Below are 25844 nucleotides of genomic sequence, written 5' to 3'. Positions count from 1 at the left end.
GCCCGGTCCGTCTGACGTGGCACAGCTTACGTTTCCCCGGCCGCCTGCGCGCAGAGGCCGCGCCCTCTCCATCCGATCGATTGTCAGTGCCGGGTGGGACACTTGAAGGGTGGTCAGGGAGCCCGCGAACAGCCCGACTTCACAGCCGGCGGGCACTCAACCACCCGTCCCAGAAGGGGGATTGATCCCGTGAAGGGTGACCGAGTGGAAATAGTCGTGGACGCCGGCGACACGACACGGACGTACGAGGTGGTGGCGAGCCGGGCGGGCCGCCGGGTGGAGACGGCCGTGCGACGAGGGGTGGTGGAAGTGAGCGAAGTCACCCGTACCGGGGCCGTCGTCCGTACGGCACGGTTCATGGCGAACCGGGTCCTCGCGCTGGTAGAACAGCCGGTCCCCCGGGAGGACGGCTCGGAAAAGCAGGGACACTCCGGGCGTCCCCTCCGGGAAGACCCCGAGACGTAGCACTCCGTCTCCACCCAGGGGAGTACAGCGCAGCTCATGGCTCATCCTCCGGGAGGCCAGGCAATCGGTACGAGGGCATGACGTGCGGCCTCCGCAGCCCGCCTAGATTTGAGGTCAAGCGGCGGGTGCAGTACTCGTCCCCCGAGGTCGGACACCCGCCGCTGCCACGACAACTGATCACGGTCAGGAGAAGACCATGGCCCACACGGCACCGCGGACGCTGCTCCGCGAGGAGGGACGCAAGGCGTACGCCGCCGCGCTCCGTCCACGCCGCCAGGGCCGCCGCCACCCGCTGGTGGCGACGCTGATGGCCCTTCCCCTGGCGGTCCTGCTCCTGGTCGTCTTCGACGGCTGGGAGACAGTGGCCACACAGGCGTCGTCCGTGGGCGTGATGCTGGGGCGCTGAGCGGCGACCCCAGGCCCGGAAGAGCGGTCCGGGCGGGGACATCCACCCATAACCCCGTGGGGACGGGGGTGCGGCGGACGGCAAAATGCCGGCGCAGCTGGGGAGCTGCGCCGGCATTGCTTTACCCACCTATCCCACGCTCTCCGTACGCGACCCCTGCAATGCCGGACGCCGTCCCGGCCCGACGTCGCTTGCGTATCCGCCGGGTCTGGACGCTCCCCCCTGTCCCACTGAGCCCCGGTCGGCTGCGGTGCCTGCGGCACTCGACTTTGGCCGACTGCCGTGCGTGCGGCACCGGAATTCGGCCGGCTGCCGTGCCTCCAGCACCCGACTGCGGTCGGCCGCCGTGCGCCTGCGGCACCCGAAACTCTCCGCCCCGGTGCGCCTCGGCCGGACGTCGCGCCTGCGGCACCCGAAACTCTCCGCCCCGGTGCGCCGCGGCCGGACGCCGCGCCTGCGCCACTTGCCTCGGCCGGACGTCGTGTCTGCCCGGCCTGCCGCAGTCGGGCGGCTCCTGTTGCGCTCCGCCATAGCCGCATGCGGCCCCGCCTCAGCCGGGCGCTGTGCCAATCCCACGGTGCCGCAGCCGGACGCTGTTCCCGCCCGTCCGCGCGTTGGCTGGATGCTGCCCCTTGCCTCACGCGGCTGCGGCTGGATGCGGCCCGCACCGCATGCGGACGCTGTTTCTGCCTTGCCCCGCCGCAGCCACATATGTCCGCCTCAGTGGATGCCGTCCGTGCCCCACCGACCTGGGCGGGACGCCGTCTCTGCCCCGGGCGGATGAGGTTTCCTGCCTGCTCCGCCTCGGCTGGATGCGGCCCGCCGCAGGCGGACGTCGTCCCCGCCTCGCTCTGCCGCAGCCGCATACGGTGTCCGCCTCAGTGGACGCCGCCCATGCCCCACCCCGCCGCAGCGCATGCCGCACCCGCATCAGCGGCATCCCACTCAGCCCCACCGCGGCCACGGCAAACCTCCCGAGCGACAGTGCCCCCGGGCCCGCCTTCAGCCGCCATTTGCCCCTGCCCACGCCGTGGCCGCCGCTGTCCGCCTACGCCGTCGGCGCCACTGCCCCTGACTGCGCGCGAGCGCCACTCTCCCGCCAAACCCCGCGATGCGCCGCTCGCCCGCCCAGGCGGCAGGCTCCCGCTCGCCCCAGCCGCAGGCCCCCGCCAGCCCGGCCCCAGCCTGCAGGCACTCGTGCCCCTACGCCGGCACGGGTGGGCGCTGGACGCGCCCCTGCGCGATCAGCTCGGGGAAGACAGGCGCCCGGTCGCGCCAGCCCCCGCACCCCCCGCCCAGCCCCCAAGCCCACCCCGCACCTCCACGTACCCTCACCCCAACACCCCACCACTCAGGATCCCGCGTGCCGACACCCCCGCTTCTCACCGCCCTCGCTGCCAAGGCCAGTACCGCCGCTCACCCCGGCGCGAGCAGCAGCACCCGCGCGTGCGCTTGTGGCCCCGCCGCGATCGCCACCCTCGCCGACCGCCCGGACGCCACCGTCGTCCGCCACGGTCCCGCCGTAGCCAAGGCACACGCCCCTGATACCGACCCCGCCCAGCTCAGATCCCGCGTCACCACGGCCGCCCGCCTCCCCGACGTCCTCCTGCCCCCGCTCGACCCCACGCCGGAGCCGTTCCACGGCCGCCTCGTCACCCTGTGGCCCTACGGCACACCGGTCGACCCCGACGACCCGGACGCCGCCCCCTGGGAGGCCGCCGCCACCCTCCTCGCACGCCTTCACCGCACCCCCGCACCGGCGGCCCCCCTGCCCGCCATGCGCGGCCCCGAGAAGGCTGCCCGCGCGGTGGCCCGCCTCACGCGTCTCGTAATCCCGGCCGAAGGCGACCACCACCCCGCTGCCGCTACCGCTGCCGTGCTGCGCGCCTGGGCCTCCCTCCCCGCCTGGGCGCGCGCGGAGGAGCCCATGCCGGACGCGACCACCCTCTGCCACGGCGATCTCCACCTCGGTCAGCTCGTCCGCGCCCCGGCCTCGGACACCCGCTGGCTGCTGATCGACGTCGACGACCTCGGCGTGGGCGTGCCGGCCTGGGATCTTGCCCGCCCGGCCGCCTGGTACGCCTGCGGGCTGCTTCCGCCGGACGAGTGGACCCGTTTCCTGACCGCCTACCGCACCGCCGCGGGCCCGGCCGTCCCCGCGACCGGCGATCCCTGGCCCGCACTGGACGTCCCGGCCCGCGCGCTCACCGTCCAGGCCGCCGCCCAGGCGATCGCGAAGGCCGTAGCGGCGGGCCGCCCGCTGGACGAGGTCGAGCAGTCGCTCGTGGACGCTTGCGACCGAATGGCCACGGTCCCCACGGAGTTGGCTCGAAACTCCGCGAAGTAGGGTGCAACCGACCGCAGCCGGACAGAGTCTGTCCTGGCGATACGTGAAGCAGGATCGACCGGCGAGGAGTTGAGCCGACCGTGCAGTGTCCGAAGTGTCATGCCGCGATGCACACCTACAACCGCAACGGAGTCCAGATAGAGCAGTGCGCGAACTGCCGCGGGATCTTCCTCGACTACGGCGAGCTGGAGGCCCTGACCCGTCTGGAGTCCCAGTGGACGCAGCCCGCACCGCCGGCTCCGCCGGCCGCTCCCGCCCCGGCCCCGCAGCCGTACCCGACCCAGCCGGCCGCCCCCGCCTGGGGCGCCCCGCACGGCGGTCACTACGGCCACAAGCGCCACAAGAGCTTCGGGCACATGCTCTTCTCCAGCTGAGTCACCACTGAGTCACCGGCTGAGTCACTGATCCCGGTGGACCGACCACCGGTCCACCGGGACCTCGGTCCACGACACGAAGACGATGAGGACGACGAAACCCCCGACCGTTCAAGACGGCCGGGGGTTTCCGGTGTGTGGACGATACTGGGATTGAACCAGTGACCTCTTCCGTGTCAGGGAAGCGCTCTCCCGCTGAGCTAATCGTCCTCGGGACCACGATCATATCCACTTGACGCCATGGAGCCGATCATGGGCACTGCGTGCGCGATACTGGGATTGAACCAGTGACCTCTTCCGTGTCAGGGAAGCGCTCTCCCGCTGAGCTAATCGCGCGGGTGGGGATCTTCGAGAAGATCCAGGATCCGAAGATCCAGTGGACGATACTGGGATTGAACCAGTGACCTCTTCCGTGTCAGGGAAGCGCTCTCCCGCTGAGCTAATCGTCCTTGGAGGTGGAGACGGGATTTGAACCCGTGTAGACGGCTTTGCAGGCCGTTGCCTCGCCTCTCGGCCACTCCACCAGGAGTGTAGAGGATCGGGAAGATCCCCTTTTCCTGCGAGCGGACGACGAGGCTCGAACTCGCGACCTCAACCTTGGCAAGGTTGCGCTCTACCAACTGAGCTACGTCCGCTTGTCGTTTCGGTCCGCTTCCGCGTCCCGGCGACGTGTTGAACTCTAGCGGATTCCCGGGCCAGCACAAAAACGCGTTTGTGCAGCGTGCTGCGCTGCACCCACGGGACGACCCGGCCGGGGCGTCCGGAAGGACACGCCGGGGCCACCCGCAGGACACCCGCCCTAGACTCGACAGCGTGCTCGACCTCGCTCCTCTCGCCCGCTTCGGCGACCGTCTCGCCACCGGCCTCCTCGACGTCACCGGTGATCCCGCGGCCCTGGACTCCACCGGCTTCTGGGCCGTCGCCGCGGACTTCGAGGGCCGCCTGACCTGCGCGCGCTTCGCGGACGTCCGCGAGGTGCCGGTCCCGGCCCCGGTGCCGGGTGCCTGGCGGGGACCGGCGGCCGGTGACTGGACGTCGTCCCTCGACCGTGCCGCGTACACGGCGGGCGTACGGCGGATCCGCGAGCACATCGCGGCCGGCGAGGTCTACCAGGCGAACCTGTGCCGGGTGCTGTCCGCCCCGGTCGGCCCCGGCGCCGACGTCGACGCCCTCACCGCACTGCTCGCCCGCGGCAACCCGGCGCCGTACGCGGGAACGATCCGCCTGCCAGGGCACGGGGTGGAGATAGCCACCGCCTCCCCGGAGCTGTTCCTGCGCCGGGACGGGCGGGTCGTCGAGTCCGGGCCGATCAAGGGCACCGGACGCACCGAGGCGGACCTCCTGGAGAAGGACTACGCCGAGAACGTGATGATCGTGGACCTGGTCCGCAACGACATCGGGCGGGTCTGCGCCACCGGCAGCGTCACCGTGCCCGACCTGTGCGCCGTGGAGAAGCACCCCGGTCTGGTGCACCTGGTCTCCACCGTGCGCGGCGAGCTGCGCGACGGCGCGGGCTGGCCGGAACTGCTGGCCGCCGCCTTCCCGCCGGGCTCGGTCACCGGCGCCCCCAAGTCGAGCGCCCTGCGGATCCTCGACGCCCTGGAGCCGGCCCCGCGCGGCCCGTACTGCGGCGGCATCGGCTGGGTCGACGCCGACCGGGGCGTCGGCGAGCTGGCCGTCGGCATCCGGACCTTCTGGATCGACCGCACCGACGGCACCGGTGAGGGCACGCCGCTCCTGCGGTTCGGGACCGGCGCCGGGATCACCTGGGGCTCGGACCCGGAGGGGGAGTGGCGGGAGACCGAACTGAAGGCGTCCCGGCTGCTCGCGGTAGCGTCGGGGACGTACGAGGTGAGTGGAGAGGTACTTACGTGAAGATCTGGCTCGACGGCGGGCTGCAGGACGTCGAATCCGCCCGTGTCTCCGTCTTCGACCACGGGCTGACCGTGGGCGACGGCATCTTCGAGACCGTGAAGGCGGTGGACGGCCGGCCCTTCGCCCTGACCCGTCACCTCGACCGGCTGACCCGCTCGGCCCGCGGCCTGGGTCTGCCCGACCCCGACCTCGACGAGGTCCGCCGCGGCTGCGCCGCCGTCCTCGAGGCCAACCCCATGCCGCTGGGCCGGCTGCGCATCACCTACACCGGCGGCCACGGTCCGCTCGGCTCCGACCGGGGAGAGCACGGCCCGACCCTGGTCGTCGCCCTCGGCGAGACCTCGCGCCGGCCCGACTCGACCGCCGTGATCACCGTGCCGTGGACCCGTAACGAGCGGGGCGCGCTGACCGGCCTGAAGACGACCTCGTACGCCGAGAACGTCGTCGCCCTGGCCCGCGCCCACGAACACGGCGCGTCCGAGGCGCTGTTCGGCAACACCGTCGGACAGCTCTGCGAGGGCACCGGATCGAACGTCTTCGTCGTCCTGGACGGCGAGATCCACACCCCGCCCCTCGCCTCCGGCTGCCTCGCCGGCATCACCCGCGCGCTGGCGGTCGAGTGGACCGGCGCCAAGGAGACCGACCTCCCGCTGGACGTCCTGGAACGCGCGGACGAGGTCTTCCTCACCTCCACCCTGCGGGACGTACAGGCCGTGCACCGCGTCGACGACCGTGAACTGCCCGGCACGGCGGGTGCGGTGACGGCCAAGGCCATGCGGATCTTCGACGAGCGTTCCGGCGACGACCTCGATCCGTGACCGCCGCGACGACCGGCGCGATATTCGGCTGACCCCGGGGCCCCGGCGCGGGTAGAACACCCGTGATGACCACGACCCTACGGCCGACCGGGCCGCTCCAGCAGCACGCCGACGGGACGCGCTCACGCCACTACCAGGTGTGCGTGAACAGCCGTCCCGTCGGCGTCATACATCTCGGAACCTCGTCCTCCCTCGGTGACACGGTGGCGAGCGTGCACCACCTGCACATCGACGAGGCCGACCGCAGACGAGGCCGCGCCACGGTGGCCCTGCTCGCCGCGGAGGAGGTGGCGCGCGGCTGGGGCTGCACCCGGATCGAGGCGACCGTCCCCGCCGACGCGGAGGGCGCCCTGCGGCTCGTGCGGACGCTCGGCTACACCGTCCGCAACCGCGGGATGGAGAAACGGCTCGGCGACAGCCCGCCCGCACTGCCCGCGGGCAGCCGGGGCAGGCCCATGACCGAGGCGGAGTTCGAGGAGTGGCGCGTCCCCGCCTTCGAGGACTACGCGCGCAGCTGGATCGAGCGGGGCGTGCCCGAGGCCGCGGCGCACGCCAAGGCGCGGCGCGACCACCAGCAGCTGCTGCCCCAGGGCCTGGCCGGCGAGCACACGCGGTTCAGCGTCCTGGAGCACGAGGGCACCCGGGTGGGCATCCTCTGGCTGGCCCTGCGCGAGGACAAGGCGTTCGTCTACAAGGTGGAGGCCGACGAGGCCCACCGCGGGCGGGGCCACGGCCGTACGCTCATGCTGCTCGCGGAGGCCCAGTCCATGGCGGCCGGCCTGCGCGTCCTCGGGCTGAACGTGTTCGCCGGGAACACCCCGGCCGAGCGGCTGTACGCGTCGCTCGGCTACGAGACGACGCAGTACGCCCTGCAGAAGCCGCTGCTGTGACGGTCAGGCCTCCCGCTCGGCGAGCAGTCGGTCGGCGATCTCCTCGATGCGCTCACGCAGGCCCTCTTGGCTCTTGCCGCCGTCGAGGCGTTCGCCGCCGATGACGTACGTCGGGGTGCCGGTGACGCCGATCGCCTTGCCCTCGGCCTGGTCGGCGTCCACGATCAGGATGTGCCGGCCGTCGATCAGCGCGGTGTCGAACTCCTCCGGGTCCAGGCCGAGATCGCCGGCCACCTCGACCAGGAAGGGCTCTCCCTTACGGTCCAGCTCCTCGACCCGGTCCAGCACCGCCTCGACGTACGGCCAGCCCTTCCCCTGCTCCAGCGCCTCCTCGGCGGCCTGCGCGGCGGCGAAGGCGTGCTTGTGCTTCTCCAGCGGGAAGTGCCGCAGCCGCAGCTCCAGACGGTCGCCGTAACGGGCGCGCAGGGCGCGAAGGTCGTCCAGGGCGGTACGGCAGTCCGGGCACTGAAGCTCGCACCAGACGTCGAGAACGGGGGCCGGACGGGCGGGGGAGGTGTCGCTCATGAACACCAGTCTCCCAGCCCGGACCACCCACTCCAACCGGCACCCGTCGGCACCCCTGCCCGGCATCCCGGTGGAAACCCCCGCCCTCAGGAGGAGCCGACCCGGAGATGTCCCTGATGTCCGGGTGGAGCATGGCCGGGCGGGGTGTGGGCGGTGCAGGATGGAGGGGGACGCAGTGCTCCCGCCATCGAGCCCAGCTGGAGGACCGGATGATTGCCGAGACCGTCTGTTCCGCCGTCTCCGCGGCCGGCCTGGGCATCGCGGCGATCACGGCGTACCGCAAGCGGTTCCTCGCGGCCGCGAGAATCGCCGCCTACTCCCTCGTCCCCCTGGGCCTGGTCATGACCGGTGCCGTCCAGTGGGCCGCCGACACCGCCTTCAGCCCGGTCGCCTGGGCGGGCTTCGGGGTGCTGGGCGCCGCCTGGCTGCTCTTCGTCGGCACGCGTGCGGTCGAGCGCCGACGCGGCGGCCGACGGGGCCGCGGGGCCGTCTCGGCCGAGGGACGGCCGGACGTGGTCGCCCCGCAGGCCTCGGCGCCCTCCCTGGGACAGGCCTCCCGCCCGGCGACCCGCCCGCAGCGGAAGTCCCCCGCCGACTCCGCGGACGACTTCAGCGACATCGAGGCCATCCTCAAGAAGCACGGCATATGACGCCCGCGCCCGGTGCGGGCTGAATCGTCACAGGAGCGTCCCCCTCACGAGCCGGCGAAGCTTAGTGAAGATCGCGCCGCCAGACCACGTGATCCGGTGAAGTACCGCACGAACCGGGGTCTGCGGGGCGTGTCAAGGGTCCCGTCTGCGCCATCATCGCCGGCGAGATGCTGGACACGACACAGAGCGATGCCGCGCCGCCTCAGGACGAACCGCGCGGATGTCTCTTCGCCCTTTCCCAGCCACCGCTGATGATCTTCCTTGCGGTGATCGGGTGTCTGCTGCTCACGGCTGCGCTGCACGACCTGCTGTTGCTGTGAGCCGTACCCGTGGTCCCCGGCGCCACCCGCCGGGGGCCGCGACGGCACCGGTGTCCGGACCGCCCGGCCGTCAGCCGGCCGCCTCCTTGCGGCGGGCCCGGTAGGCGGCCACATGAAGACGGTTCCCGCAGGTGCGGCTGTCGCAGTACCGCCGGGAACGGTTCCGGGAGAGGTCGACGAAGGCGCGTCGGCAGTCGGGTGCCTCGCAGCGCCGCAGCCGCTCCTGCTCACCGGCGACCACGAAGAACGCCAGCGCCATGCCGCAGTCGGCCGCCAGGTGGTCGGCGACGGAGGCGCCGGGGGCGAAGTAGTGGACGTGCCAGTCGTAGCCGTCGTGGTCGGTGAGACGGGGCGTGGTGCCCGCCGAGGCGACCAGCTCGTTGATGATCACCGCGGCGGACCGGGCGTCCGGGGCGGCGAAGATCCCGGCGAACCGGCCACGGATCTTGCGCACGGCCGAGAGATCGAACTCCGAGAGCGTGCCGACATCGCTGATCTGGTGCGATCGTACGAACTCGTCGAGGGCCGTGACATCCGCCAGCCCGTCCGGGGTCGTGTCGTCCTCCGGTGCGGTGTTCACCAGATCCACCACGGTGTCGAGTGCGCACCGGGTGTCGTGGGTGATCAGCACGTTTCGCTCCCTGGCCTGGGGGTCGGGCGGACGCCCGTCGGTGGTGGCCGATGGTAATGGCTCCCCGGCGGCCCCTGGCCCGTTCCCGTCCGCGCTTGCCCTGAGAACGGGGGCCCGGCCTGCGGTGTTCCCGGAACCGCCGGGTTTTTCACGGCTCCGCCCAGCGCCCCCACGGACCACGGACCTGCTCACTCACGGCAAAAGGTCACTGCCTCACCGTAAGAGGCCGCCTGCTCGCCGCGGGAGCTCACTCGCTCCGTGAGAGCCAAGTCACTCGCCGCGAGGGGCCACTCTCTCAACGTGTGGAAAGCGGGGAGAGGGCAGGGTTCGGACACACAGCGTCACCACCCCCAGCCGAGCCCGGCCGAATCTCGCCGTCGCCCCCGGACGCCTGGATCCCGCCCCTCACGCGCGCACACCGGCGCCGCCCCTCACGCTCGGCGTGCGGGACGGCGCCGGTGTGCCGCATGCGGCCGTCTTGGCCCGAGCCGTCTCCCCGAGTGGACGGCGCCGGGCGGCTCTGTGGGGGCTCTCCTAGCTTTCCGCCAGGATGTGCGAGAGCTCCTGATCAAGGTCGAAGTGACGGTGTTCCGTGCCGGGCGGCACGGCGGCGTCCGTTCGCTTCAGGAACGACTCCAGGGCCCGCGCCGGGGCCTCGAGCAGCGCCTCTCCCTCCGGGGAGCTCAGGGCGATGCACACCACGCCCTGACCATGGCTACGCGACGGCCAGACGCGGACGTCGCCGGTACCTGTGGGCCGGTGAAGCCCCTCGGCGAGGAGGTCGCGGGCGAACACCCACTCGACGGTCTCCTCGGCTCCGGTGTGGAAGGTGGCGTGCACGGCGTAGGGGTCGGCCGTGTCGTACCGCAGGCCTGCGGGGACAGGCAGGGAGGACTCGCTCGACACAACGAGGCGCAGGTGCAGCTCGCAGCTGACCGTGGTGTTCATAAGCGCCAGGGCCTTTCGCTCAGTGTGCGCTCGGGGATTCGCACGTCGGCGAAATCGACATGCCACCTACGGTGCCGTTGTAAACCCCTCTGAGGGTTTTGCGTGTGTTTAGGTAACTCATCCGGCCGAGAACCTCTTCGTCCGGTGCGTCCATTTCGGTGACCGGTTTCGGTCCGGTAGGGTTTGGCCGTATGAATACGGGGAGTAACGAGTCTGGCGAGGTCGTCGCCATGACTGCGGACGAGACGGGGACGAGCGGGGTGCGGAGCGAGCAGGGACTCGGCTCCCGGGCGCCGGAGTTCATCAAGGCGCGCCGGGTGCTTCACCTGAGCTGGCAGGTCGGCGTCTTCGTCGTGGGCCTGGCGGTCGTCGTGGCCGGCATCATCATGCTGCCCCTGCCGGGACCGGGCTGGGTCGTGATCTTCGGCGGCATGGCGATCTGGGCGACCGAGTTCGTCTGGGCCCAGCTGGTGCTGCGCTGGACCAAGCGCAAGGTCACCGAGGCGGCTCAGCGGGCCCTGGATCCGAAGGTGCGGCGGCGCAACATCATCCTGACCGTGCTCGGTCTGGTGATCGTGGGCGTGCTGGCCGGGATCTATCTGTGGAAGTTCGGTCTCGTCATGCCGTGGAGCATCAAGGATCAGTGATCCGCGGCCGGGGCGCGGGCGTGCGGCCGAGAGTGGTCACAGGCACCCCCTGACATGGGGTAATGTTCTTCCTGCGCCCGGGCGATTAGCTCAGTGGGAGAGCGCTTCGTTCACACCGAAGAGGTCACTGGTTCGAACCCAGTATCGCCCACCCGGCACGGCGGCCCGTCTGCGAGAAGCAGGCGGGCCGCCGTCGTGTGTGCGGGGGTGGCCGGGCGGCCGCCGGCTTCCTGTCATGTCCGCGCTCTGCGGCGAGTTTCGGCCGCACGGCCATTTCGTGCGGCAGGCTGCACCTCGTTCGAAATGTCGGTCGCATCGCCCTCACCTGCTGCGTCACCCCATCAGGCAGGCCCTGCGGCCGTCGCGACCCGCCAGCCGGTCGATCTCGGTCGCAAGAAATTCCTGTCCGAATCATTGACGCACCCGGAACCCCTTCGTACCTTGTGCCAGCAAGCGCTTACTTGAAACGATTCATGCAGCGGCAAGGACGCCGCGGGGAGGGGTCTGACGGTGGCAGGCAGAAGTGTGGAGAGGCGCACGATCCTCAAGGTGGCGGGAGCCTCGGCGGCCACCCTCGGGCTGGCGGCGACGACCGGTTGCGGTGGTGGCGGAGGCGCCTCCGCCGACGGGACGGTGACACTCCGTTACGCGTGGTGGGGCGGCGAGCCGCGCACCATCGCCATCAAGAAGTCCATCGCGCTCTTCGAGAAGAAGTATCCGAAGATCAAGATCAAGCCGGAATTCACCGACTACGCGGCCTTCTGGGAGAAGTTCCAGACCCAGGCCTCCGGTGGAAATCCGCCGGACGTTTTCCAGAATGCGGTCGGCTTCCTGCGCAAGTACGACAAGCGCGGCGTTCTCATGGACCTCAAGTCGCAGGCCGACGCGGGACATCTGAACCTGGAGAACTTCCGCAACGGCGTTCTGGCGAACGGTCAGGTCGACGGCAAGCAGATCGGCATTCCCGTCGGCGCCAACACCATGGCGCTCGTCATCGACCTCAAGGCGTTCAAGAAGGCGGGCGTGGAGCCGGAGTTCGGCTGGACCTGGGACGAGTACTTCGACGCGCTGCAGAGGATCCAGGACAAGCTGAAGATCGCCGGTGACACCGGCTACTTCGGCATCATGTACCTCTACGACCTGTACCTGCGTCAGAACGGCAAGGCCTTCTTCACCGAGGACGCCCTGGGCTTCACCGAGGACGATCTGACGCAGTGGTGGGAGGACGGCTACAAGCGCGTGCGCTCCGGGCTGGTCGCCGACCCCAAGAAGATCGAGCAGGTCGCGCCCAAGTCCGGTCTGTCGGCGGGTCTCGCCGCGTCCGAGTTCACCTGGGACAACTTCTCCATCCGTTACGAGGGCGAGGGCGAGTCGGACTACGGCCTCGCGCCGATCCCCACCACGAACGGCAAGGACACCGGTCAGTACCTCGGCTCGCTGATGCTCAGCGCCTTCTCCGGGACCGAACACCCGAAGGAGGTCGCCCAGTTCATCGACTTCATGGTCCACGACCCGGAGGTCGGCAAGATCATGGGCTACGACCGCGGCATCCTCGCCACGACCGAGCAGTACGAGGCGTTCGCGCCCGCCGACGAGACCAACAAGGGCGTCAAGGCCTACGAGGAGGAGGTCGCCGCGGCCGGCGTGCTCGGGAAGATCACTCCGCACCCGTCCGGCGCCGATGTCATCGAGGCGGCGTTCCTGCGTCTCGGCGGTGAGGTCGCCCAGGGCAAGACCAAGCCGGCCGACGCCGCCAAGGCGCTGTTCAGCGAGGCAAAGGCCGCGTTCGCGGGCTGAGGGGACGTACCACCATGACGCTCGTCAAGGAAGCGCCCGCGCGCCCGGCCGGGAAGCGGCCCGCCGCGCCCGCCGCGGGGCGGCGCGGGCGGCGCCGCGAGAACCTCGCCGGTTATCTCTTCATGTCGCCGTGGATCGCGGGATTCCTGCTGCTCACGGCGGGGCCGATGATCGCGTCGCTGTACTACGCGTTCACCAGCTACAACCTGTTCACGCCACCGAAGTGGGTGGGGCTGGACAACTTCACGACGATGTTCCAGGACCCGCGCTGGCAGAAGTCGGTCGAGGTCACGCTGAAGTACGTCGTCGTGGCCACGCCGCTGAAGCTGCTGCTCGCGCTCGGCGTCGCGCTGCTGCTCGCGCAGAAGCGGCGCGGCCAGGGCCTGTACCGCGCCGCGTTCTACATGCCCTCGCTGATCGGCGCCAGCGTCTCCGTGGGCTTCGTGTGGCGGGCGCTGTTCTCGGACGACGCGATCGTGGATCGCACGCAGACGGTCTTCGGGTTCGACGTCGGAGGCTGGATCGGCAACCCGGACTACGTCCTCTACTCGCTGGTGGCGCTGAGCATCTGGCAGTTCGGCGCGCCGATGGTCATCTTCCTGGCCGGCCTCAAGCAGGTCCCGCAGGAGCTGTACGAGGCCGCCGAGGTGGACGGGGCCGGTCCCCTCAGGCGGTTCTGGAACATCACGCTGCCGATGATCTCCCCGGTGCTGTTCTTCAACGTGCTGCTGGAGTCCATCCACGCGTTCCAGGTGTTCGGCTCCGCGTACGTCGTCTCCGACACCCGGTGCGGGCCGGCCGACGCCACGCTCGTCTACACCTGTTACCTCTACCAGAAGGGCTTCAAGGAGGCCCAGATGGGCTTCGCCTCCGCCATGGCCTGGACGCTGGTGGTCGCGGTGGCGCTCGTCACGGCGGTCCTGTTCTGGTCCCAGAAGAAGTGGGTGCACTACGAGGAGGCCGCCAAGTGACCACTGCCACCACCCCTGTCGTGCGCACCGCCGGCGAACGGCGGCGCACCGGATCGATCGCCTGGCACGCGGGCGCGCTCATCGTCCTCGCGGTCGTCCTCTACCCCGTGGTCTGGGTGGTCGGTGCCTCGTTCAAGCCGAGCAAGGACATCATCGCCAGCCTCGACCTGCTGCCCACCGAACCGGTCTTCGAGAACTTCTCCGGACTCGCCGACGGCATCTCCGGCATCGCCATCAGCAGCTTCTTCTGGAACTCGCTGATGTACGCGGCCCTCGCCGTCGTGGGCGTCGTGCTGTCCAGCTCGCTGACCGCGTACGCCTTCGCCAAGATCCGGTTCGCCGGGCGGAACCTGCTGTTCACGCTGATGATCGGCACGCTGCTGCTGCCGTACCACGTGCTGCTCATCCCGCAGTACGTGCTCTTCCGGAACCTTGAGCTCACCGACACCCTGGTGCCGCTCGTCGCGGGCAAGTTCCTGGCCACGGAGGCGTTCTTCGTCTTCCTGATGGTGCAGTTCATGCGCGGACTGCCGCGTGAGCTGGACGAGGCCGCCAAGCTTGACGGCTGCGGGCACCTGAGGACCTACTGGGCCATCGTGCTGCCACTGAGCCGCCCCGCCATCATCACCAGCGCCATCTTCACCTTCATCAACGCCTGGAACGACTTCATGGGGCCGTTGATCTACCTCAACACCCCCGAGAAGTACACCGTGTCGCTCGGTCTGATGATGTTCCGCGACCAGGAGGGCATCTCCAATTACGGCAGCATGATCGCGATGTCGCTGGTGGCGCTGGTGCCGGTCATCGCCTTCTTCATGGCCTTCCAGCGCTACCTCATCGACGGTATGGCGACGTCCGGACTGAAGGGCTGAGGCGGTGACCATGGCGCAAGCACGCGTGAAAGCCCGCGCTCCGCGCAAGGAGCCGGTCCTCGGCGAGCGGTTCAGTGTCTTCGCCGAGTCCCTGCTCACCGGCGTGTGGATCGCCGTGGCCTGTCTCGGGATCGTCACCTACCCCGCCGCGTTCGCCGCCGGCGCACGGCATCTGCGGCGTCGTACGGCCCACACGGCGGGCGGCTTGCGGGAGTTCGCCGCCGACTTCCGGGCGGCTGTGCGCCGCGGCTGGCTGGTCGGCCTGGCCGGCTGGGCCGCGGTGGCCGCCGTCTGGGTGGACGTCCAGGCCGCGCGGGCCGGGCTTCCCGGCGGACCGCTGGTCGGAGCGGTCGGCCTGCTCGCGCTCATCGCCGCCGCCGTCGCCGGGATGCGGGCGGCGGCGACCTGGACACCGGGCGAGTCCTGGCGCGCGCTGCTCGGCGCGGCCGGCCGCCGCACGGTCGTGGACCCGGCAGGGTCCTTCCTGCTGGTCGGCGGCCTCGCCGTCGTCGCCTGCTCGGGCTGGCTCGTCCCGCCGCTGGCGGTTCCGGTGCTCGGGGCCGTCGCGGCGGCCGCCGTCGCCGTGGAGGAGCGGTACCGGCACCGCTGACGCGCGGTGCCGCACATCAGGGGCGGCGCCCCGCGGGGTGCCGCTCGTCTCGTCAAGCACTCTCGTCCCCGGGCGGCGCGCCGAGCGCGCCTGGCTCCCTCGAGGGCGGCGCCCCGTGCGCCGTACCTCTGTCTGTCATGCCCTTGGCAACCCGTACCCGTACGGAAAGGAAAAGGCCATGTCCCCCATCCCCCGCAGGTCCATCCTCAAGGCGGCCGCCGTCGCCGGAGCCGCCGCCCAGTTCAGCTGGGCGCTGGGGGCGCAGGACGCCCAGGCCGCGCCCGGAGCGGAGACCGCCGAGGCGGAACCCGTCGTCCTCGACTGGCTGGAGGACGGCGGTCTCGGCGCCGCGCCCGGCTCCACCCTCGGCGTGCCCTGGCCCAAGGGCGCGTACCAGGAGGACCAGACCTTCGCGCTCACCGACGAGAACGGCACCGCCGTCCCCGTCCAGTCCTGGCCGATCGCCTACTGGCCCGACGGCTCCCTGAAGTGGACCGCGCACGCCGTCAGCTCCGGCACCGGCAAACTCACCCTGACCGCGGGCAAGCCCACCGCCCCCGGGAAGAAGGTCACCGTCGACAAGAGCGGCGGCACCGTCGACATCTCCACCGGCGTCATCACCGCCAGGATCGGCAAGTCCGGCTCCACACTGGTCAAGTCGGTCACCCGCGGCTCCACGGAGATCGCGAAGAACGGCCGCCTCGTCCTGCTCCGCCAGCCGGAGATCGAGGACGGGGACCAGGGCACGGTCAAGTACGAGCGCTTCGAGAGCGCCATCGACGAGGTGAAGGTCGAGCAGGAGGGCCCGGTCCGCGCGGTCGTCCGCATCGACGGCAAGCACCGCAAGGGCAACCGCGGCTGGCTGCCGTTCTCCGTCCGGCTCTACTTCTACGCGGGCGCCGACTCCTTCCGCATGGTGCACACCATCACCTACGACGGCACCCAGGAACCCGGCAAGGCCTCCGGCGACTTCATCCGCGGCATCGGCGTCCGCTTCACCGTGCCGATGCGCGACCAGTCGTACGACCGCCACATCCGCATCGGCGGCGAGGGCACCGGCATGCTCCGCGAGGCCGTCAAGGGCATCACCGGACTGCGCCGCGACCCGGGCGCCGCGGTGCAGTCCGCGCAGTTCGAGGGCAGGAAGCTGCCCGACCCCTCGACCTGGGACCAGCGGGTCACCACCCGCCTGCAGTACATCCCCGAGTGGGGCGACTACACCCTCTCCCAGCTCTCCGCCGACGGCTTCACCCTGCGCAAGCGCACCAAGCAGGGCCACGGCTGGATCGGCGCGGGCGGCGGCCGGCGGGCCTCCGGCTTCGGCTACGTCGGCGGCGTCAGCGGCGGCCTCTCCTTCGGCCTGCGCGACTTCTGGGAGAAGTTCCCCGCCCAGCTCGACATCCGCGACGCCCACACCGACGAGGCCGAGGTCACCGTCTGGCTCTGGTCACCCGAGGCGCAGCCCATGGACCTGCGCTTCTACCACGACGGCCTGGGCCAGGACACCTACCCCGAGCAGCTCGAAGGCCTCAACATCACCTACGAGGACTACGAGCCCGAGTTCGGCACCCCCTACGGCATCGCCCGTACCTCCGAACTCCTCTTCTGGGCCAACGAGTCCACCCCGAGCGCCGAGACGCTCGCCGAGCAGGTCGAGGCCGTCCGCGTCCTGCCCCAGCTCGCCGCCCCGCCCAAGCAGCTCATCAAGGCGGGCGTCTTCGGCAAGGGCCTGTACGCCGAGCCCGACCGCTCCACCCCGGCCAAGGCGAAGATCGAGGACCACCTCGACTTCCTCTTCACCTATTACAAGGACCAGGTGGAGATGCGCCGGTGGTACGGCTTCTGGGACTACGGCGACATCATGCACACCTACGACACCGTCCGGCACCAGTGGCGGTACGACGTCGGCGGCTACGCCTGGGACAACTCCGAGCTGTCGCCGGACCTGTGGCTCTGGTACGCGTACCTGCGCTCCGGCCGCGCCGACATCTTCCGGTTCGCCGAGGCCATGACCCGGCACACCGGCGAGGTCGACGTCTACCACCTGGGCAAGTGGGCCGGCCTCGGCACCCGGCACGGCGTCCAGCACTACGCCGACAGCGCCAAGCAGCAGCGCATCGCCAACACCACCTACCGCCGCTACTACTACTTCCTCACGGCGGACGAGCGGGTCGGCGACCTCATGCACGCCAACGTCGACTCCGACGAGACGTTCCTCGTCCTCGACCCGATCCGCAAGATCCGCACCGAGCCGTACACACCCGACCGGCACGCCCTCTCGATCGGCTTCGGCACCGACTGGAGCGGACTGGTCTCGGCGTGGCTCACCGAGTGGGAGCGCAAGGGCCCGAAGTGGGAGAAGGCCAAGGCGCGCGTGCTGTCGACGATGGAGACCATCGCCGCCCAGCCCAACGGCTTCGTCCAGGGCACCGGCCTGTACGACCTGGACACCGGCAGGTTCGCCATCGCAGAGAAGCCGGTCGTGGGGGTCTCGCACCTGTCGGCGGTGTTCGGCCTCAACGAGCTGTGCGCCGAACTCATCGACCTCGTCGACATGCCGAAGTTCAACGAGGCCTACTTCGACTACTGCCGCTACTTCAACGCGAGCAAGACCGAGCAGGCCGCCCGCTACGGCTCCAACTTCGGCAGCCTCATCCTCTTCCAGGGCCACTCCCGCCTCGACGCCTACGCGGCCGTCAAGACCGGCGACGAGAAGCTCGCCAAGCGGGCCTGGGACAAGTTCTACAACTCCGACGGCTACAAGGAGTCCGCGCCCTGGAAGACCGAGAAGGTCAGCGGCCCCACCGCCCTGGTCGAGGGCAGCGAGGCCGGCTGGGTGTCCACCAACGACACCGCCCTGTACGGCCTCGCCGCCATCGAGAACCTGGCCCTGCTCGGCGACAGGATGCCGTCGTAGCCGCCTAGTTCATGCGCCCCAGCGTCTCCCGCACCCGCCGGACGTCCCGCAGCCGCTGCTCGTACGTCGCCCCGAGGGCGAGCAGGAGCAGTCCGGCGAGGGCGGGAGGCGCCCAGCGGGGGAGCGCGCCCGCCACCTGCACGAGGTACGGGGCCAGCTCGTGCAGGGTCACCAGGGCGAGCACCGCACCGCCCAGCAGCAGCGGTGCCCGGAGGTGGTGCCGGGCCCCGGCCAGCGTCACCAGCAGCGCCCCCGTGCCCAGCAGCAGGGGGCGCTGCCAGTGCGCGTCGCCCCAGGCCGCGACGAGGCTCGGCAGCAGGCCGGCGGCGAGACCGGGGCCGTACGCCGTCCAGGACGACGCCTGCGGGTCACGGCGCCGGCGCAGCACGCCCACGGCCAGCGCGGGGACGGCCACCGGCAGCGCGTAGGCCTCCGGGACGGTCACCTCCCAGGCCACCAGCCGCACCCAAGCGGCCAGCACGAACAGCGCGGCCGCCGCGTGGCCGACCGCACGCCGGTCGGGGCGTACGGCCGTGGCCGCCGCGATCACTCCGGTGAGGGCCAGCACCAGCGCCAGCATCGGCGCGTCCGGCACCGCCAGGCCGACCGCGACCAGCGCCGCGACCACCCCGAAGATCTCGGCCGTCAGCCGGGTCGCACCCTCGGTGCGCGTCGCCCACAGCGCCGCCGCCACCGGCACCAGCAGCACCAGCGGCGCGCAGTGCGCCGACGACCAGTCCAGCGCGGCGCCCGTCGCGCAGAGCAGCGCGGTGGCGTACCCCGCCGTGGCCGCCGCCGGCACCGGCGTGCGGGCGCCGAGCGCGAAACCGGCCGTCAGCAGGGCCAGCGCCGTGAGAGTGGCCGGCTCGGTGGCCAGCGCGAGCAGGGCGAGGACGGCCGACGTGAGGACGGCGAGCACGGTCGCCGTGAACCGCCTCAGCCACAGCAGCGCCGCCGTCGTCAGGCCCAGCACCACCAGCGTGGCGACGTACGGCAGCCGCAGGACCGGCGGCAGGGCCACCGCCGCCGCCCACACCAGGGCGAGCACGGCGTCCAGGGCGCGGGGCCGCCAAGCGGCCTCCCGGACCGTCACGGCCAGCACCGCCGCGACCGCGAGCAGCGCCAACGGCGCCGTCGCGCTGTCCGGCGGCCACGGCACGTCGGCCGTCACGGCCGCCCGCGCGTCCGCGGGCGCCCCCGACCAGACCCGCGCCGCCCGGCCGAGGGACCCCAGCAGCGCGACGGCCACCACCGGCAGCGCCGCCACCACGGCCAGCGCCTGCACGGCCCCGGAGGCCCAGCCGAACCCCCGGCGCACCACCTCCGGGACCCGGGTGACGCCGAGCAGCCCCAACAGGGCGATGCCGAACGCCAGATGGACCGGCACCGTCCAAGCGCCGGGCAGCGCCGACCGGGGCACCGCGCCGAGCGCGGCGACCGCCAGCAGACCCGCCGCGACGGAGTTGCCCAGCGCCATCCCGGCGTGCGGCGCCCGCGCCCCGGCCAGCGTGATCGCCGTGGCCAGCAGCAGAAGCGCGGCCGCGGGGACGGCGGCACCCGGACCGGCGGCCGTCCACGACAGCCAGCCGGCCGCCAGCACACCCCAGCCGCCCAGGCCGTAGGCGCCCACGGCGGCGGCGATCCGCACGGACCCGGCGGACACCCGGAGCGCCACCGCCGCGTCGGCCGCCGCCGTCACCAGGAGGGCCGCCGCGAACCCGGACACGTCCGGGCCGGCCGCCACCGCCCACAGCGGCAGCGGGAGTTGCGCCACGCACACGGCGGCCGGCACAGGCAGGACCAGCGGCCGGCCGGTCACGCGGGGCAGCAGCAGACCGTACGCCGCCCAGACCGCCGCCAGCGCCGCCGAGGCGCCCGCCGCGTAGGCCGTGCCGTCCGTGCCCGTCAGCGCGGCCGCGTACAGCGCGTACGCGTCCAGCACCGTCAGCGCCAGACCCAGCCCCGCCACCGACTCCGCGGTGGAGCGCAGGCCCCGCTTCAGCAGCGGCACTGGCACCGCAAGCGCCGCCGCCGTGACCGCGCCCAGCACCACGGCTCGCCCGGCGATCCCCAGGTGACCCCAGCTGACCAGCGTGAACGCGGCCGCCGCCAGGGTGAGCAGCACACCGCCCAGCACCAGCAGGACGTTCTGGACCCGGGGGCCGGTGGCCTCGGGACGCGGCGGGACGGCGGCCGGCAACGGTCGCAGCGGCTGCAACTGCGACAGCAGCCAGCCGCGGCGCGCCAGCAACTGGGCGCGCCGGGCGTCCAGTCGGTGCAGCTCGGCGTCGACGAGCCGCAACTCCTCGGCGGGGGACGGAATGTGCGTCATGGCTCGGAGTGTGGCCGCCGTCACCCGCCAGGACATGAGTGCGGGTACTCAGAACGTACTCAGACGCGGATACCCAGGCGCTGAGCAGGACAGACTCCGCCCATGGACTGGACCCACCACCGCTTCCGCAGCCTCTGGCACCTGCCCGCCCCGCCCGCCACCGTGTACGCCGCCCTTGAACGGGTCGAGGACTATCCGCGCTGGTGGCGGCAGGTGCGCGAGGTGACCCAGGTCGACGACCGCACGGCCGCCATCCGGATCCGCTCGCTCCTGCCCTACGACATGACCTTCACCGCCCGCGAGGTGCGCCGCGACCCCGCGGCCGGAGTGCTGGAGGCGGCACTGAGCGGCGACGTCGACGGCTGGTCGCGCTGGACCGTCACCGCGCACGGCCCCGGCAGCCTCGTCCGCTACGACCAGGAGGTCCACGTCCGCAAACCGCTGCTGCGGCGGTTCGCGGTGCCCGGGCGGCCCTTCTTCCGCGCCAACCATGGGCTGATGATGCGCGCGGGACGGCGCGGACTGGCGGGCCGGCTGGAAGCGGTTTGAACGAAAGGCGCCGGGACCTGTATTGTTCAGTGCGTTCCCGGGCGATTAGCTCAGTGGGAGAGCGCTTCGTTCACACCGAAGAGGTCACTGGTTCGAACCCAGTATCGCCCACCGGGAAAGGCCGGTCCGCCATCGCGGACCGGCCTTCTTCATGCCGCGGCCGCCGGCAGGTCCGGACGCAGCGGCCACGCAGGGTCCACCGCCTCCTCGGTGCCGTTGCGCGCGAACCACGCCTGCAGCCCGCGCGCCTGCGCCGCGTGCCACACCGCCTGGAGTGTGTGCAGCTCGGCGGGGGAGAGGCGCTCCAGCCGGGACGCGAACCGCCGCCCGACCGCCCGGACGACCTCCAGTGCCGCCAGCGCGTCCGCCGCCGCGTCATGGGCGTCGTCCAGCCCCACCCCGTACTGCGCGCACAGGTCGGTCAGCGTGCGGCGGCCCTTGCGGTAGCGGTCCAGATGCTTGTCGAGCACCCGCGGGTCGAGCACCAGCAGCGGCGTCGACTCGAACCAGCGCGCCAGCGACGACGCCCGGTGCCGGCGCAGCTCGCGGTCCAGCAGCGTCAGATCGAACGGCGCGTTCATCACCACCAGCGGACGCCCGCGGCCGGCCTGCTCGGCCAGCCCCATGGCTATCTCCTGCATCACCGGCGCCGGCCAGCGGCCGTTGCGCGCCAGGTGATCCTCCGTCAGCCCGTGCACCGCCGTCGCCTCGGCGGGCACCGGCACGCCCGGGTTCACCAGCCAGCGGTTCACCCGCGGGCGGGTGCCCGGTGCGTCCTGCACCACGAGGGCGGCCGACACGATCCGGTCGGTCTCGACGTCCACGCCCGTAGTCTCCGTGTCGAATGCCGCCAGAGGGCCCTCGTACCAGCACGTCATACCTACACAACTCCTCGTTCACCCGAGGCAGCTGACGTTCCGTCTCCTGCCGGTTTGGTGATACCCGGGCCGTTTGCGCCGTACGCCGGGAGGAGACAACAGGGATACGGGTCCGCGCAGTTCAGCGGCCCGGCACGGGAAGCACTTTGCTCGGAAGGCTGTTGGCCATGGCGATAGCGCAGCCCGAGCGGGGCGGGCTGCTGCCCGACCGCGCGGGTCCCCTTCGCGGTTCCCTCGCCACCACCGCCTGCATGGAGACCCTGCAGGTCGGCTATCTGCACGCCGTCGCCGCGGCCGCGGGCTGCTCGCTGTCGCAGCCGTTCCCCGACAACGGCATCGACTGGCACGTCAGCCACAGCGCGCCCGGCCACACCGTCGACGACGAGGTCACCATCAAGGTGCAGCTCAAGGCGACCTACCAGGTCGCGCCCAACCCTCCCGGCCGCTCCTTCTCCTTCACGCTCGACAACGGTCACCTGGCGAAACTCGCCCGGACCCCGGTCTCGGTGCACAAGATCCTCGTCGTGATGCTCGTGCCCAGGTCCCAGGACGACTGGCTGCGCGCCAGCCACGACCGCCTCGACCTCAGGCACTGCTGCTACTGGGTCAACCTCGCCGGGCACCCGATCACCGGCCGCAACCGCACCACCGTGCGGATCCCGACCGCACGCATCTTCGACGACCGGGCGCTGTGCGAGATCATGACGCGGGTCGGGACCGGAGGCAGACCATGACCCACCGCCCGCTCCACGAGCCCCTGCGGCCGGTGCGCCCGCACCCCGAGATCCGCTGGGACCAGCCGCCCGAGCCCGGCCGCGTCGACCCCGCCGTGCTCAGCGCCCTGCTGCGCCGGCACGGCTGGCAGCGCCGCGGCGGCGCCCCCGGCCGCTACGGCCGCTGGACCCCGCCCGGCCCCGGCGGCAGCGGCACCAGCCTGCTCGTCCCCGAGAGCCGCGCCTTCCCCGACAGCGACGACCTGCTCGGCGAGGCCCTCACCGCCCTCGCCCGCAGCGCCAGCCCCGCCGCCCGGGAGGTGCTGGTCGGGCTCGCCGTGCCCAGCGACGAGATCCGCTGGTGGCGGGACGTCCCGGGCGGACCGGCCGGCGCCGACGCCTGGACCGTCGAGGAGCAGCTGCGCACCGCCGCCCGCCAGACCCTGCTCGCCGCCGCCCTCGCCACCCGCGCGCGAGCCGGCTACTACGGGGCCCGGCACCGCCGCGCGGCCGCCGCCGAACTGGAGAACGTCCTGGCCGGCCCCGCCGACGGCGGCCGCGCCCTCACCGCCTTCGTGCCCGTCGCCGGCGGACGCCCCCTGGTCGTACGCCTCCACCAGGCGCTGTACGCCGCCCGCGAGGCGATCGACTACCGGCGGGCCACCGGCGGCATGGACGCCTTCGACGGCGCCGTCGAGGCCGGCGTCAGCCGCGAGCTCACCGAGGCGCTGACCGCCCTCGTCCGGGGCACCGAGGGAGCCCGGATCGCCGTCGCGTGGGCACCCGCCGCCGGCACCCCCGAGGGCGCGGTCGCCTCCGCCGAGGCCGTCGAGTTCTCGCCCGGCGACCTGCCCGTGCTGCGCGAGGCCGGGGCCCGCTACCGGCGCGCCGAGCCGTCCCAGCCGGTGCGGATCACCGGCGCCGTCGTCCGGATGCGCAGGTCCGGGCCGAGCGGCGAGGGCCACGTACGGCTGCGGGTGCTCGCCGGCGCGGAGGTGCCGCACGTGCGGCTCGTGCTCGACGAGGAGGACTACCGCATCGCCGGGCAGGCACACCTCGTGGGGCTGCCGGTGCGGGTGCACGGGCGGCTGGAGAGCCGGGACGGCTTCCGGCGGCTGACCGGGGCCTCCGGCGTCGTACCGGTGCAGGTGGACGAGGCGGAACGGGACCGGCTGATGAAGTCCCTCCAGGAGAATCTCGACTTCTTCGAGGAGGCGTGCGCCGGGGACTGATTTCGCGGAGGGCGGGCCCGGGTCGGTACGATCCCCTATTGCGCGCGCTCTCGGTATGGCGCCGCATCCATCTTCAGTCAGGAGAGACCGGTGTCAGACGTCCGTGTGATCATCCAACGCGATTCCGAGCGGGAAGAGCGCGCGGTGACGACGGGCACCACGGCCGCCGACCTCTTCGCCGGCGAGCGCTCGATCATCGCCGCGCGCGTGGGCGGTGAGCTCCGGGACCTGTCGTACGTGCTCTCCGACGGCGACGAGGTCGAGGGCGTCGAGATCTCCTCCGAGGACGGCCTGAACATCCTGCGCCACTCCACCGCGCACGTCATGGCGCAGGCCGTGCAGGAACTGTTCCCCGAGGCGAAGCTGGGCATCGGCCCGCCCGTCAAGGACGGCTTCTACTACGACTTCGACGTCGAGAAGCCGTTCACGCCCGAGGATCTCAAGGCCATCGAGAAGAAGATGCAGGAGATCCAGAAGCGGGGGCAGAGGTTCGCCCGCCGCGTGGTGACCGACGAGGCCGCCCGCGAGGAGCTGGCGAACGAGCCGTACAAGCTGGAGCTGATCGGCCTCAAGGGCTCCGCCTCCTCGGACGACGGCGCGGACGTCGAGGTCGGCGCCGGCGAGCTGACGATCTACGACAACCTGGACGCCAAGACCGGCGAGCTGTGCTGGAAGGACCTCTGCCGCGGTCCGCACCTGCCCTCCACCCGGCTCATCCCGGCGTTCAAGCTGATGCGCAACGCGGCCGCCTACTGGCGCGGCAGCGAGAAGAACCCCATGCTCCAGCGCATCTACGGCACCGCCTGGCCGTCCAAGGACGAGCTGAAGGCGTACCTGGACTTCCTCGCCGAGGCCGAGAAGCGCGACCACCGCAAGCTGGGCAACGAGCTGGACCTGTTCTCCATCCCGGAGCAGATCGGCTCCGGCCTCGCCGTCTTCCACCCCAAGGGCGGCATCGTCCGCCGGGTCATGGAGGACTACTCGCGGCGCCGCCACGAGGAAGAGGGCTACGAGTTCGTCTACACGCCGCACGCGACGAAGGGGAAGCTCTTCGAGACGTCCGGCCACCTGGACTGGTACGCCGAGGGCATGTACCCGCCCATGCAGCTCGACGAGGGCGTGGACTACTACCTCAAGCCCATGAACTGCCCGATGCACAACCTGATCTTCGACGCGCGCGGGCGTTCGTACCGTGAACTGCCGCTGCGCCTCTTCGAGTTCGGGACCGTGTACCGGTACGAGAAGTCGGGCGTCGTGCACGGCCTGACCCGTGCCCGCGGCTTCACCCAGGACGACGCGCACATCTACTGCACCCGCGAGCAGATGTCCGACGAGCTGGACAAGACGCTCACCTTCGTGCTGAACCTGCTGCGCGACTACGGCCTGACCGACTTCTACCTGGAGCTGTCCACCAAGGACCCGGAGAAGTTCGTCGGCTCGGACGAGGTCTGGGAGGAGGCGACCGAGACGCTGCGCCAGGTCGCCGAGAAGCAGGGCCTGCCGCTGGTCCCCGACCCGGGCGGCGCCGCCTTCTACGGCCCGAAGATCTCCGTGCAGGCCAAGGACGCCATCGGCCGCACCTGGCAGATGTCGACCATCCAGCTCGACTTCAACCTGCCGGAGCGCTTCGACCTGGAGTACACCGGCGCGGACGGCACCAAGCAGCGGCCGGTCATGATCCACCGCGCGCTGTTCGGCTCCATCGAGCGGTTCTTCGCCGTGCTCCTGGAGCACTACGCGGGCGCGTTCCCGGCCTGGCTGGCTCCGGTGCAGGCGATCGGCATCCCGATCGGCGACGCGCACGTCGAGTACCTGCAGAAGTTCGCCGCGGAGGCGAAGAAGAAGGGGCTGCGGGTCGAGGTCGACTCGTCGTCGGACCGGATGCAGAAGAAGATCCGCAACGCCCAGAAGCAGAAGGTGCCCTTCATGGTCATCGCGGGCGACGAGGACATGTCCGCCGGGTCGGTGTCGTTCCGCTACCGCGACGGCTCGCAGGAGAACGGCATTCCGTTCGACGAGGCCATCGCGAAGATCGCGAAGGTCGTCGAGGAGCGGACGCAGGTCTGATCCCGCCCAC

The 25844-nt window shown here is 71.6% G+C and carries 24 protein-coding genes and 7 tRNA genes; 21 read left to right on the top strand and 10 right to left on the bottom strand.

What is annotated here, in order from left to right:
* The first annotated feature begins 189 nt into the window (after positions 1-189).
* The 4 genes from AMK31_RS20165 (at position 190) to AMK31_RS20150 (ending at position 3592) form a co-directional block, all read left to right on the top strand.
* The gene (locus tag AMK31_RS20165; protein ID WP_073941971.1) at positions 190-465 is read left to right on the top strand and encodes a hypothetical protein; all 276 of its coding nucleotides are present in this window, start codon (positions 190-192) and stop codon (positions 463-465) included.
* Positions 466-661: 196 nt separating this feature from the next.
* Positions 662-871 carry a hypothetical protein gene (locus AMK31_RS20160; RefSeq protein WP_073941970.1) on the top strand — a complete coding sequence of 70 codons (210 nt, stop codon included), beginning with the start codon at positions 662-664 and terminating at the stop codon, positions 869-871.
* A 1363-nt stretch (positions 872-2234) separates the two neighbouring features.
* Entirely contained in the window at positions 2235-3218 is a 984-nt protein-coding gene (locus AMK31_RS20155; RefSeq protein WP_073941969.1) for an aminoglycoside phosphotransferase family protein, read from the top strand.
* A gap of 80 nt (positions 3219-3298) precedes the next feature.
* On the top strand, positions 3299-3592 hold the full coding sequence (locus AMK31_RS20150) for a TFIIB-type zinc ribbon-containing protein (protein ID WP_073941968.1): 294 nt from the start codon (positions 3299-3301) through the stop codon (positions 3590-3592).
* A 138-nt stretch (positions 3593-3730) separates the two neighbouring features.
* Here the strand turns inward: AMK31_RS20150 and AMK31_RS20145 are convergent.
* The 5 genes from AMK31_RS20145 to AMK31_RS20125 all read right to left on the bottom strand — a co-directional run bounded on the left by AMK31_RS20145 (position 3731) and on the right by AMK31_RS20125 (position 4227).
* Positions 3731-3802 (bottom strand) — tRNA-Val (locus AMK31_RS20145).
* A 54-nt stretch (positions 3803-3856) separates the two neighbouring features.
* Positions 3857-3928: transfer RNA gene (locus AMK31_RS20140), tRNA-Val, on the bottom strand.
* A gap of 41 nt (positions 3929-3969) precedes the next feature.
* Positions 3970-4041, bottom strand: a tRNA-Val gene (locus tag AMK31_RS20135).
* 1 nt (position 4042) lies between these two features.
* A tRNA-Cys gene (locus AMK31_RS20130) sits at positions 4043-4116 on the bottom strand.
* Between the two features lie 38 nt (positions 4117-4154).
* Positions 4155-4227: transfer RNA gene (locus AMK31_RS20125), tRNA-Gly, on the bottom strand.
* A gap of 178 nt (positions 4228-4405) precedes the next feature.
* On the opposite strand from AMK31_RS20125, the gene AMK31_RS20120 reads away from it, so the two are divergent.
* The 3 genes from AMK31_RS20120 to AMK31_RS20110 all read left to right on the top strand — a co-directional run bounded on the left by AMK31_RS20120 (position 4406) and on the right by AMK31_RS20110 (position 7175).
* On the top strand, positions 4406-5467 hold the full coding sequence (locus tag AMK31_RS20120; RefSeq protein WP_073941967.1) for a chorismate-binding protein: 1062 nt from the start codon (positions 4406-4408) through the stop codon (positions 5465-5467).
* Positions 5464-6285, top strand: coding sequence for an aminotransferase class IV (locus AMK31_RS20115; protein ID WP_073941966.1), 822 nt, complete (start codon positions 5464-5466; stop codon positions 6283-6285). The genes AMK31_RS20120 and AMK31_RS20115 overlap by 4 nt, the downstream gene beginning before the upstream one ends.
* A gap of 65 nt (positions 6286-6350) precedes the next feature.
* Positions 6351-7175 carry a GNAT family N-acetyltransferase gene (locus AMK31_RS20110; protein WP_073941965.1) on the top strand — a complete coding sequence of 275 codons (825 nt, stop codon included), beginning with the start codon at positions 6351-6353 and terminating at the stop codon, positions 7173-7175.
* A 3-nt stretch (positions 7176-7178) separates the two neighbouring features.
* Here AMK31_RS20110 and AMK31_RS20105 read toward each other — a convergent pair whose 3' ends face one another.
* Positions 7179-7700: a DsbA family protein gene (locus AMK31_RS20105; RefSeq protein ID WP_198948522.1), complete on the bottom strand. Its 522-nt coding sequence runs from the start codon at positions 7698-7700 to the stop codon at positions 7179-7181.
* 209 nt (positions 7701-7909) lie between these two features.
* Between AMK31_RS20105 and AMK31_RS20100 the strand changes: the two genes are divergently transcribed.
* Positions 7910-8350, top strand: a complete 441-nt coding sequence (locus AMK31_RS20100) for a hypothetical protein (protein ID WP_073941963.1) — start codon at positions 7910-7912, stop codon at positions 8348-8350.
* 167 nt (positions 8351-8517) lie between these two features.
* A complete protein-coding gene (locus AMK31_RS41045; protein WP_164873000.1) occupies positions 8518-8670 on the top strand; it encodes a hypothetical protein in 153 nt (50 codons plus the stop codon).
* A 70-nt stretch (positions 8671-8740) separates the two neighbouring features.
* On the opposite strand, the gene AMK31_RS20095 is transcribed toward AMK31_RS41045, so the two are convergent.
* Together AMK31_RS20095 and AMK31_RS20090 are read right to left on the bottom strand one after the other, a co-directional pair.
* The gene (locus AMK31_RS20095) at positions 8741-9301 is read right to left on the bottom strand and encodes a CGNR zinc finger domain-containing protein (RefSeq protein ID WP_073941962.1); all 561 of its coding nucleotides are present in this window, start codon (positions 9299-9301) and stop codon (positions 8741-8743) included.
* 534 nt (positions 9302-9835) lie between these two features.
* Entirely contained in the window at positions 9836-10249 is a 414-nt protein-coding gene (locus AMK31_RS20090) for an SsgA family sporulation/cell division regulator (protein ID WP_004002642.1), read from the bottom strand.
* 191 nt (positions 10250-10440) lie between these two features.
* Here AMK31_RS20090 and AMK31_RS20085 point away from each other — a divergent pair, with 191 nt between their 5' ends.
* From AMK31_RS20085 to AMK31_RS20055, 7 genes are all read left to right on the top strand, one after another.
* Positions 10441-10896, top strand: coding sequence for a TIGR02611 family protein (locus AMK31_RS20085; protein WP_073941961.1), 456 nt, complete (start codon positions 10441-10443; stop codon positions 10894-10896).
* Between the two features lie 79 nt (positions 10897-10975).
* Positions 10976-11047 (top strand) — tRNA-Val (locus tag AMK31_RS20080).
* Between the two features lie 359 nt (positions 11048-11406).
* Positions 11407-12693: an ABC transporter substrate-binding protein gene (locus AMK31_RS20075; RefSeq protein ID WP_073941960.1), complete on the top strand. Its 1287-nt coding sequence runs from the start codon at positions 11407-11409 to the stop codon at positions 12691-12693.
* 14 nt (positions 12694-12707) lie between these two features.
* Positions 12708-13664, top strand: a complete 957-nt coding sequence (locus AMK31_RS20070) for a carbohydrate ABC transporter permease (RefSeq protein WP_073941959.1) — start codon at positions 12708-12710, stop codon at positions 13662-13664.
* Complete coding sequence (locus tag AMK31_RS20065; RefSeq protein WP_073941958.1) at positions 13661-14536, top strand: carbohydrate ABC transporter permease; 876 nt, start codon at positions 13661-13663, stop codon at positions 14534-14536. Before AMK31_RS20070 ends, AMK31_RS20065 begins: the two co-directional genes overlap by 4 nt.
* A 10-nt stretch (positions 14537-14546) precedes the next feature.
* On the top strand, positions 14547-15146 hold the full coding sequence (locus AMK31_RS20060; protein ID WP_073941957.1) for a hypothetical protein: 600 nt from the start codon (positions 14547-14549) through the stop codon (positions 15144-15146).
* 178 nt (positions 15147-15324) lie between these two features.
* The gene (locus tag AMK31_RS20055) at positions 15325-18063 is read left to right on the top strand and encodes an exo-rhamnogalacturonan lyase family protein (RefSeq protein WP_073941956.1); all 2739 of its coding nucleotides are present in this window, start codon (positions 15325-15327) and stop codon (positions 18061-18063) included.
* 4 nt (positions 18064-18067) lie between these two features.
* Here AMK31_RS20055 and AMK31_RS20050 read toward each other — a convergent pair whose 3' ends face one another.
* Positions 18068-20395 carry an SCO7613 C-terminal domain-containing membrane protein gene (locus AMK31_RS20050; protein WP_385312775.1) on the bottom strand — a complete coding sequence of 776 codons (2328 nt, stop codon included), beginning with the start codon at positions 20393-20395 and terminating at the stop codon, positions 18068-18070.
* 102 nt (positions 20396-20497) lie between these two features.
* Between AMK31_RS20050 and AMK31_RS20045 the strand changes: the two genes are divergently transcribed.
* A complete protein-coding gene (locus tag AMK31_RS20045) occupies positions 20498-20944 on the top strand; it encodes an SRPBCC family protein (protein WP_073941954.1) in 447 nt (148 codons plus the stop codon).
* A 39-nt stretch (positions 20945-20983) separates the two neighbouring features.
* Positions 20984-21055: transfer RNA gene (locus AMK31_RS20040), tRNA-Val, on the top strand.
* 38 nt (positions 21056-21093) lie between these two features.
* On the opposite strand, the gene AMK31_RS20035 is transcribed toward AMK31_RS20040, so the two are convergent.
* Positions 21094-21822 carry a 3'-5' exonuclease gene (locus tag AMK31_RS20035; protein ID WP_073941953.1) on the bottom strand — a complete coding sequence of 243 codons (729 nt, stop codon included), beginning with the start codon at positions 21820-21822 and terminating at the stop codon, positions 21094-21096.
* A gap of 167 nt (positions 21823-21989) precedes the next feature.
* On the opposite strand from AMK31_RS20035, the gene AMK31_RS20030 reads away from it, so the two are divergent.
* From AMK31_RS20030 to thrS, 3 genes are all read left to right on the top strand, one after another.
* A complete protein-coding gene (locus AMK31_RS20030) occupies positions 21990-22556 on the top strand; it encodes a DUF4365 domain-containing protein (protein ID WP_073941952.1) in 567 nt (188 codons plus the stop codon).
* Entirely contained in the window at positions 22553-23767 is a 1215-nt protein-coding gene (locus AMK31_RS20025) for a hypothetical protein (RefSeq protein ID WP_073941951.1), read from the top strand. Before AMK31_RS20030 ends, AMK31_RS20025 begins: the two co-directional genes overlap by 4 nt.
* Before the next feature lie 90 nt (positions 23768-23857).
* Positions 23858-25834 carry a threonine--tRNA ligase gene (thrS, locus tag AMK31_RS20020; RefSeq protein WP_073941950.1) on the top strand — a complete coding sequence of 659 codons (1977 nt, stop codon included), beginning with the start codon at positions 23858-23860 and terminating at the stop codon, positions 25832-25834.
* The last annotated feature ends 10 nt before the right edge of the window (positions 25835-25844 follow it).

It is taken from the genome of Streptomyces sp. TSRI0107, from assembly GCF_001905845.1.
GTDB lineage: Bacteria > Actinomycetota > Actinomycetes > Streptomycetales > Streptomycetaceae > Streptomyces.
Note: the sequence above shows the minus strand (reverse complement) of the source record. Positions and strands in the feature narration are given on the sequence as shown.

What these genes read in the sequence shown, in the direction of transcription:
- AMK31_RS20050 (WP_385312775.1), bottom strand. Translation starts at nt 20,395, where the DNA reads ATGACGCACATTCCGTCCCCCGCCGAGGAGTTGCGGCTCGTCGACGCC.
- AMK31_RS41045 (WP_164873000.1), top strand. Translation starts at nt 8,518, where the DNA reads ATGCTGGACACGACACAGAGCGATGCCGCGCCGCCTCAGGACGAACCG.
- AMK31_RS20045 (WP_073941954.1), top strand. Translation starts at nt 20,498, where the DNA reads ATGGACTGGACCCACCACCGCTTCCGCAGCCTCTGGCACCTGCCCGCC.
- AMK31_RS20035 (WP_073941953.1), bottom strand. Translation starts at nt 21,822, where the DNA reads ATGACGTGCTGGTACGAGGGCCCTCTGGCGGCATTCGACACGGAGACT.
- AMK31_RS20105 (WP_198948522.1), bottom strand. Translation starts at nt 7,700, where the DNA reads ATGAGCGACACCTCCCCCGCCCGTCCGGCCCCCGTTCTCGACGTCTGG.
- AMK31_RS20085 (WP_073941961.1), top strand. Translation starts at nt 10,441, where the DNA reads ATGAATACGGGGAGTAACGAGTCTGGCGAGGTCGTCGCCATGACTGCG.
- AMK31_RS20055 (WP_073941956.1), top strand. Translation starts at nt 15,325, where the DNA reads ATGTCCCCCATCCCCCGCAGGTCCATCCTCAAGGCGGCCGCCGTCGCC.
- AMK31_RS20030 (WP_073941952.1), top strand. Translation starts at nt 21,990, where the DNA reads ATGGCGATAGCGCAGCCCGAGCGGGGCGGGCTGCTGCCCGACCGCGCG.
- AMK31_RS20100 (WP_073941963.1), top strand. Translation starts at nt 7,910, where the DNA reads ATGATTGCCGAGACCGTCTGTTCCGCCGTCTCCGCGGCCGGCCTGGGC.
- AMK31_RS20090 (WP_004002642.1), bottom strand. Translation starts at nt 10,249, where the DNA reads ATGAACACCACGGTCAGCTGCGAGCTGCACCTGCGCCTCGTTGTGTCG.
- AMK31_RS20060 (WP_073941957.1), top strand. Translation starts at nt 14,547, where the DNA reads ATGGCGCAAGCACGCGTGAAAGCCCGCGCTCCGCGCAAGGAGCCGGTC.
- AMK31_RS20110 (WP_073941965.1), top strand. Translation starts at nt 6,351, where the DNA reads ATGACCACGACCCTACGGCCGACCGGGCCGCTCCAGCAGCACGCCGAC.
- AMK31_RS20025 (WP_073941951.1), top strand. Translation starts at nt 22,553, where the DNA reads ATGACCCACCGCCCGCTCCACGAGCCCCTGCGGCCGGTGCGCCCGCAC.
- AMK31_RS20160 (WP_073941970.1), top strand. Translation starts at nt 662, where the DNA reads ATGGCCCACACGGCACCGCGGACGCTGCTCCGCGAGGAGGGACGCAAG.
- AMK31_RS20070 (WP_073941959.1), top strand. Translation starts at nt 12,708, where the DNA reads ATGACGCTCGTCAAGGAAGCGCCCGCGCGCCCGGCCGGGAAGCGGCCC.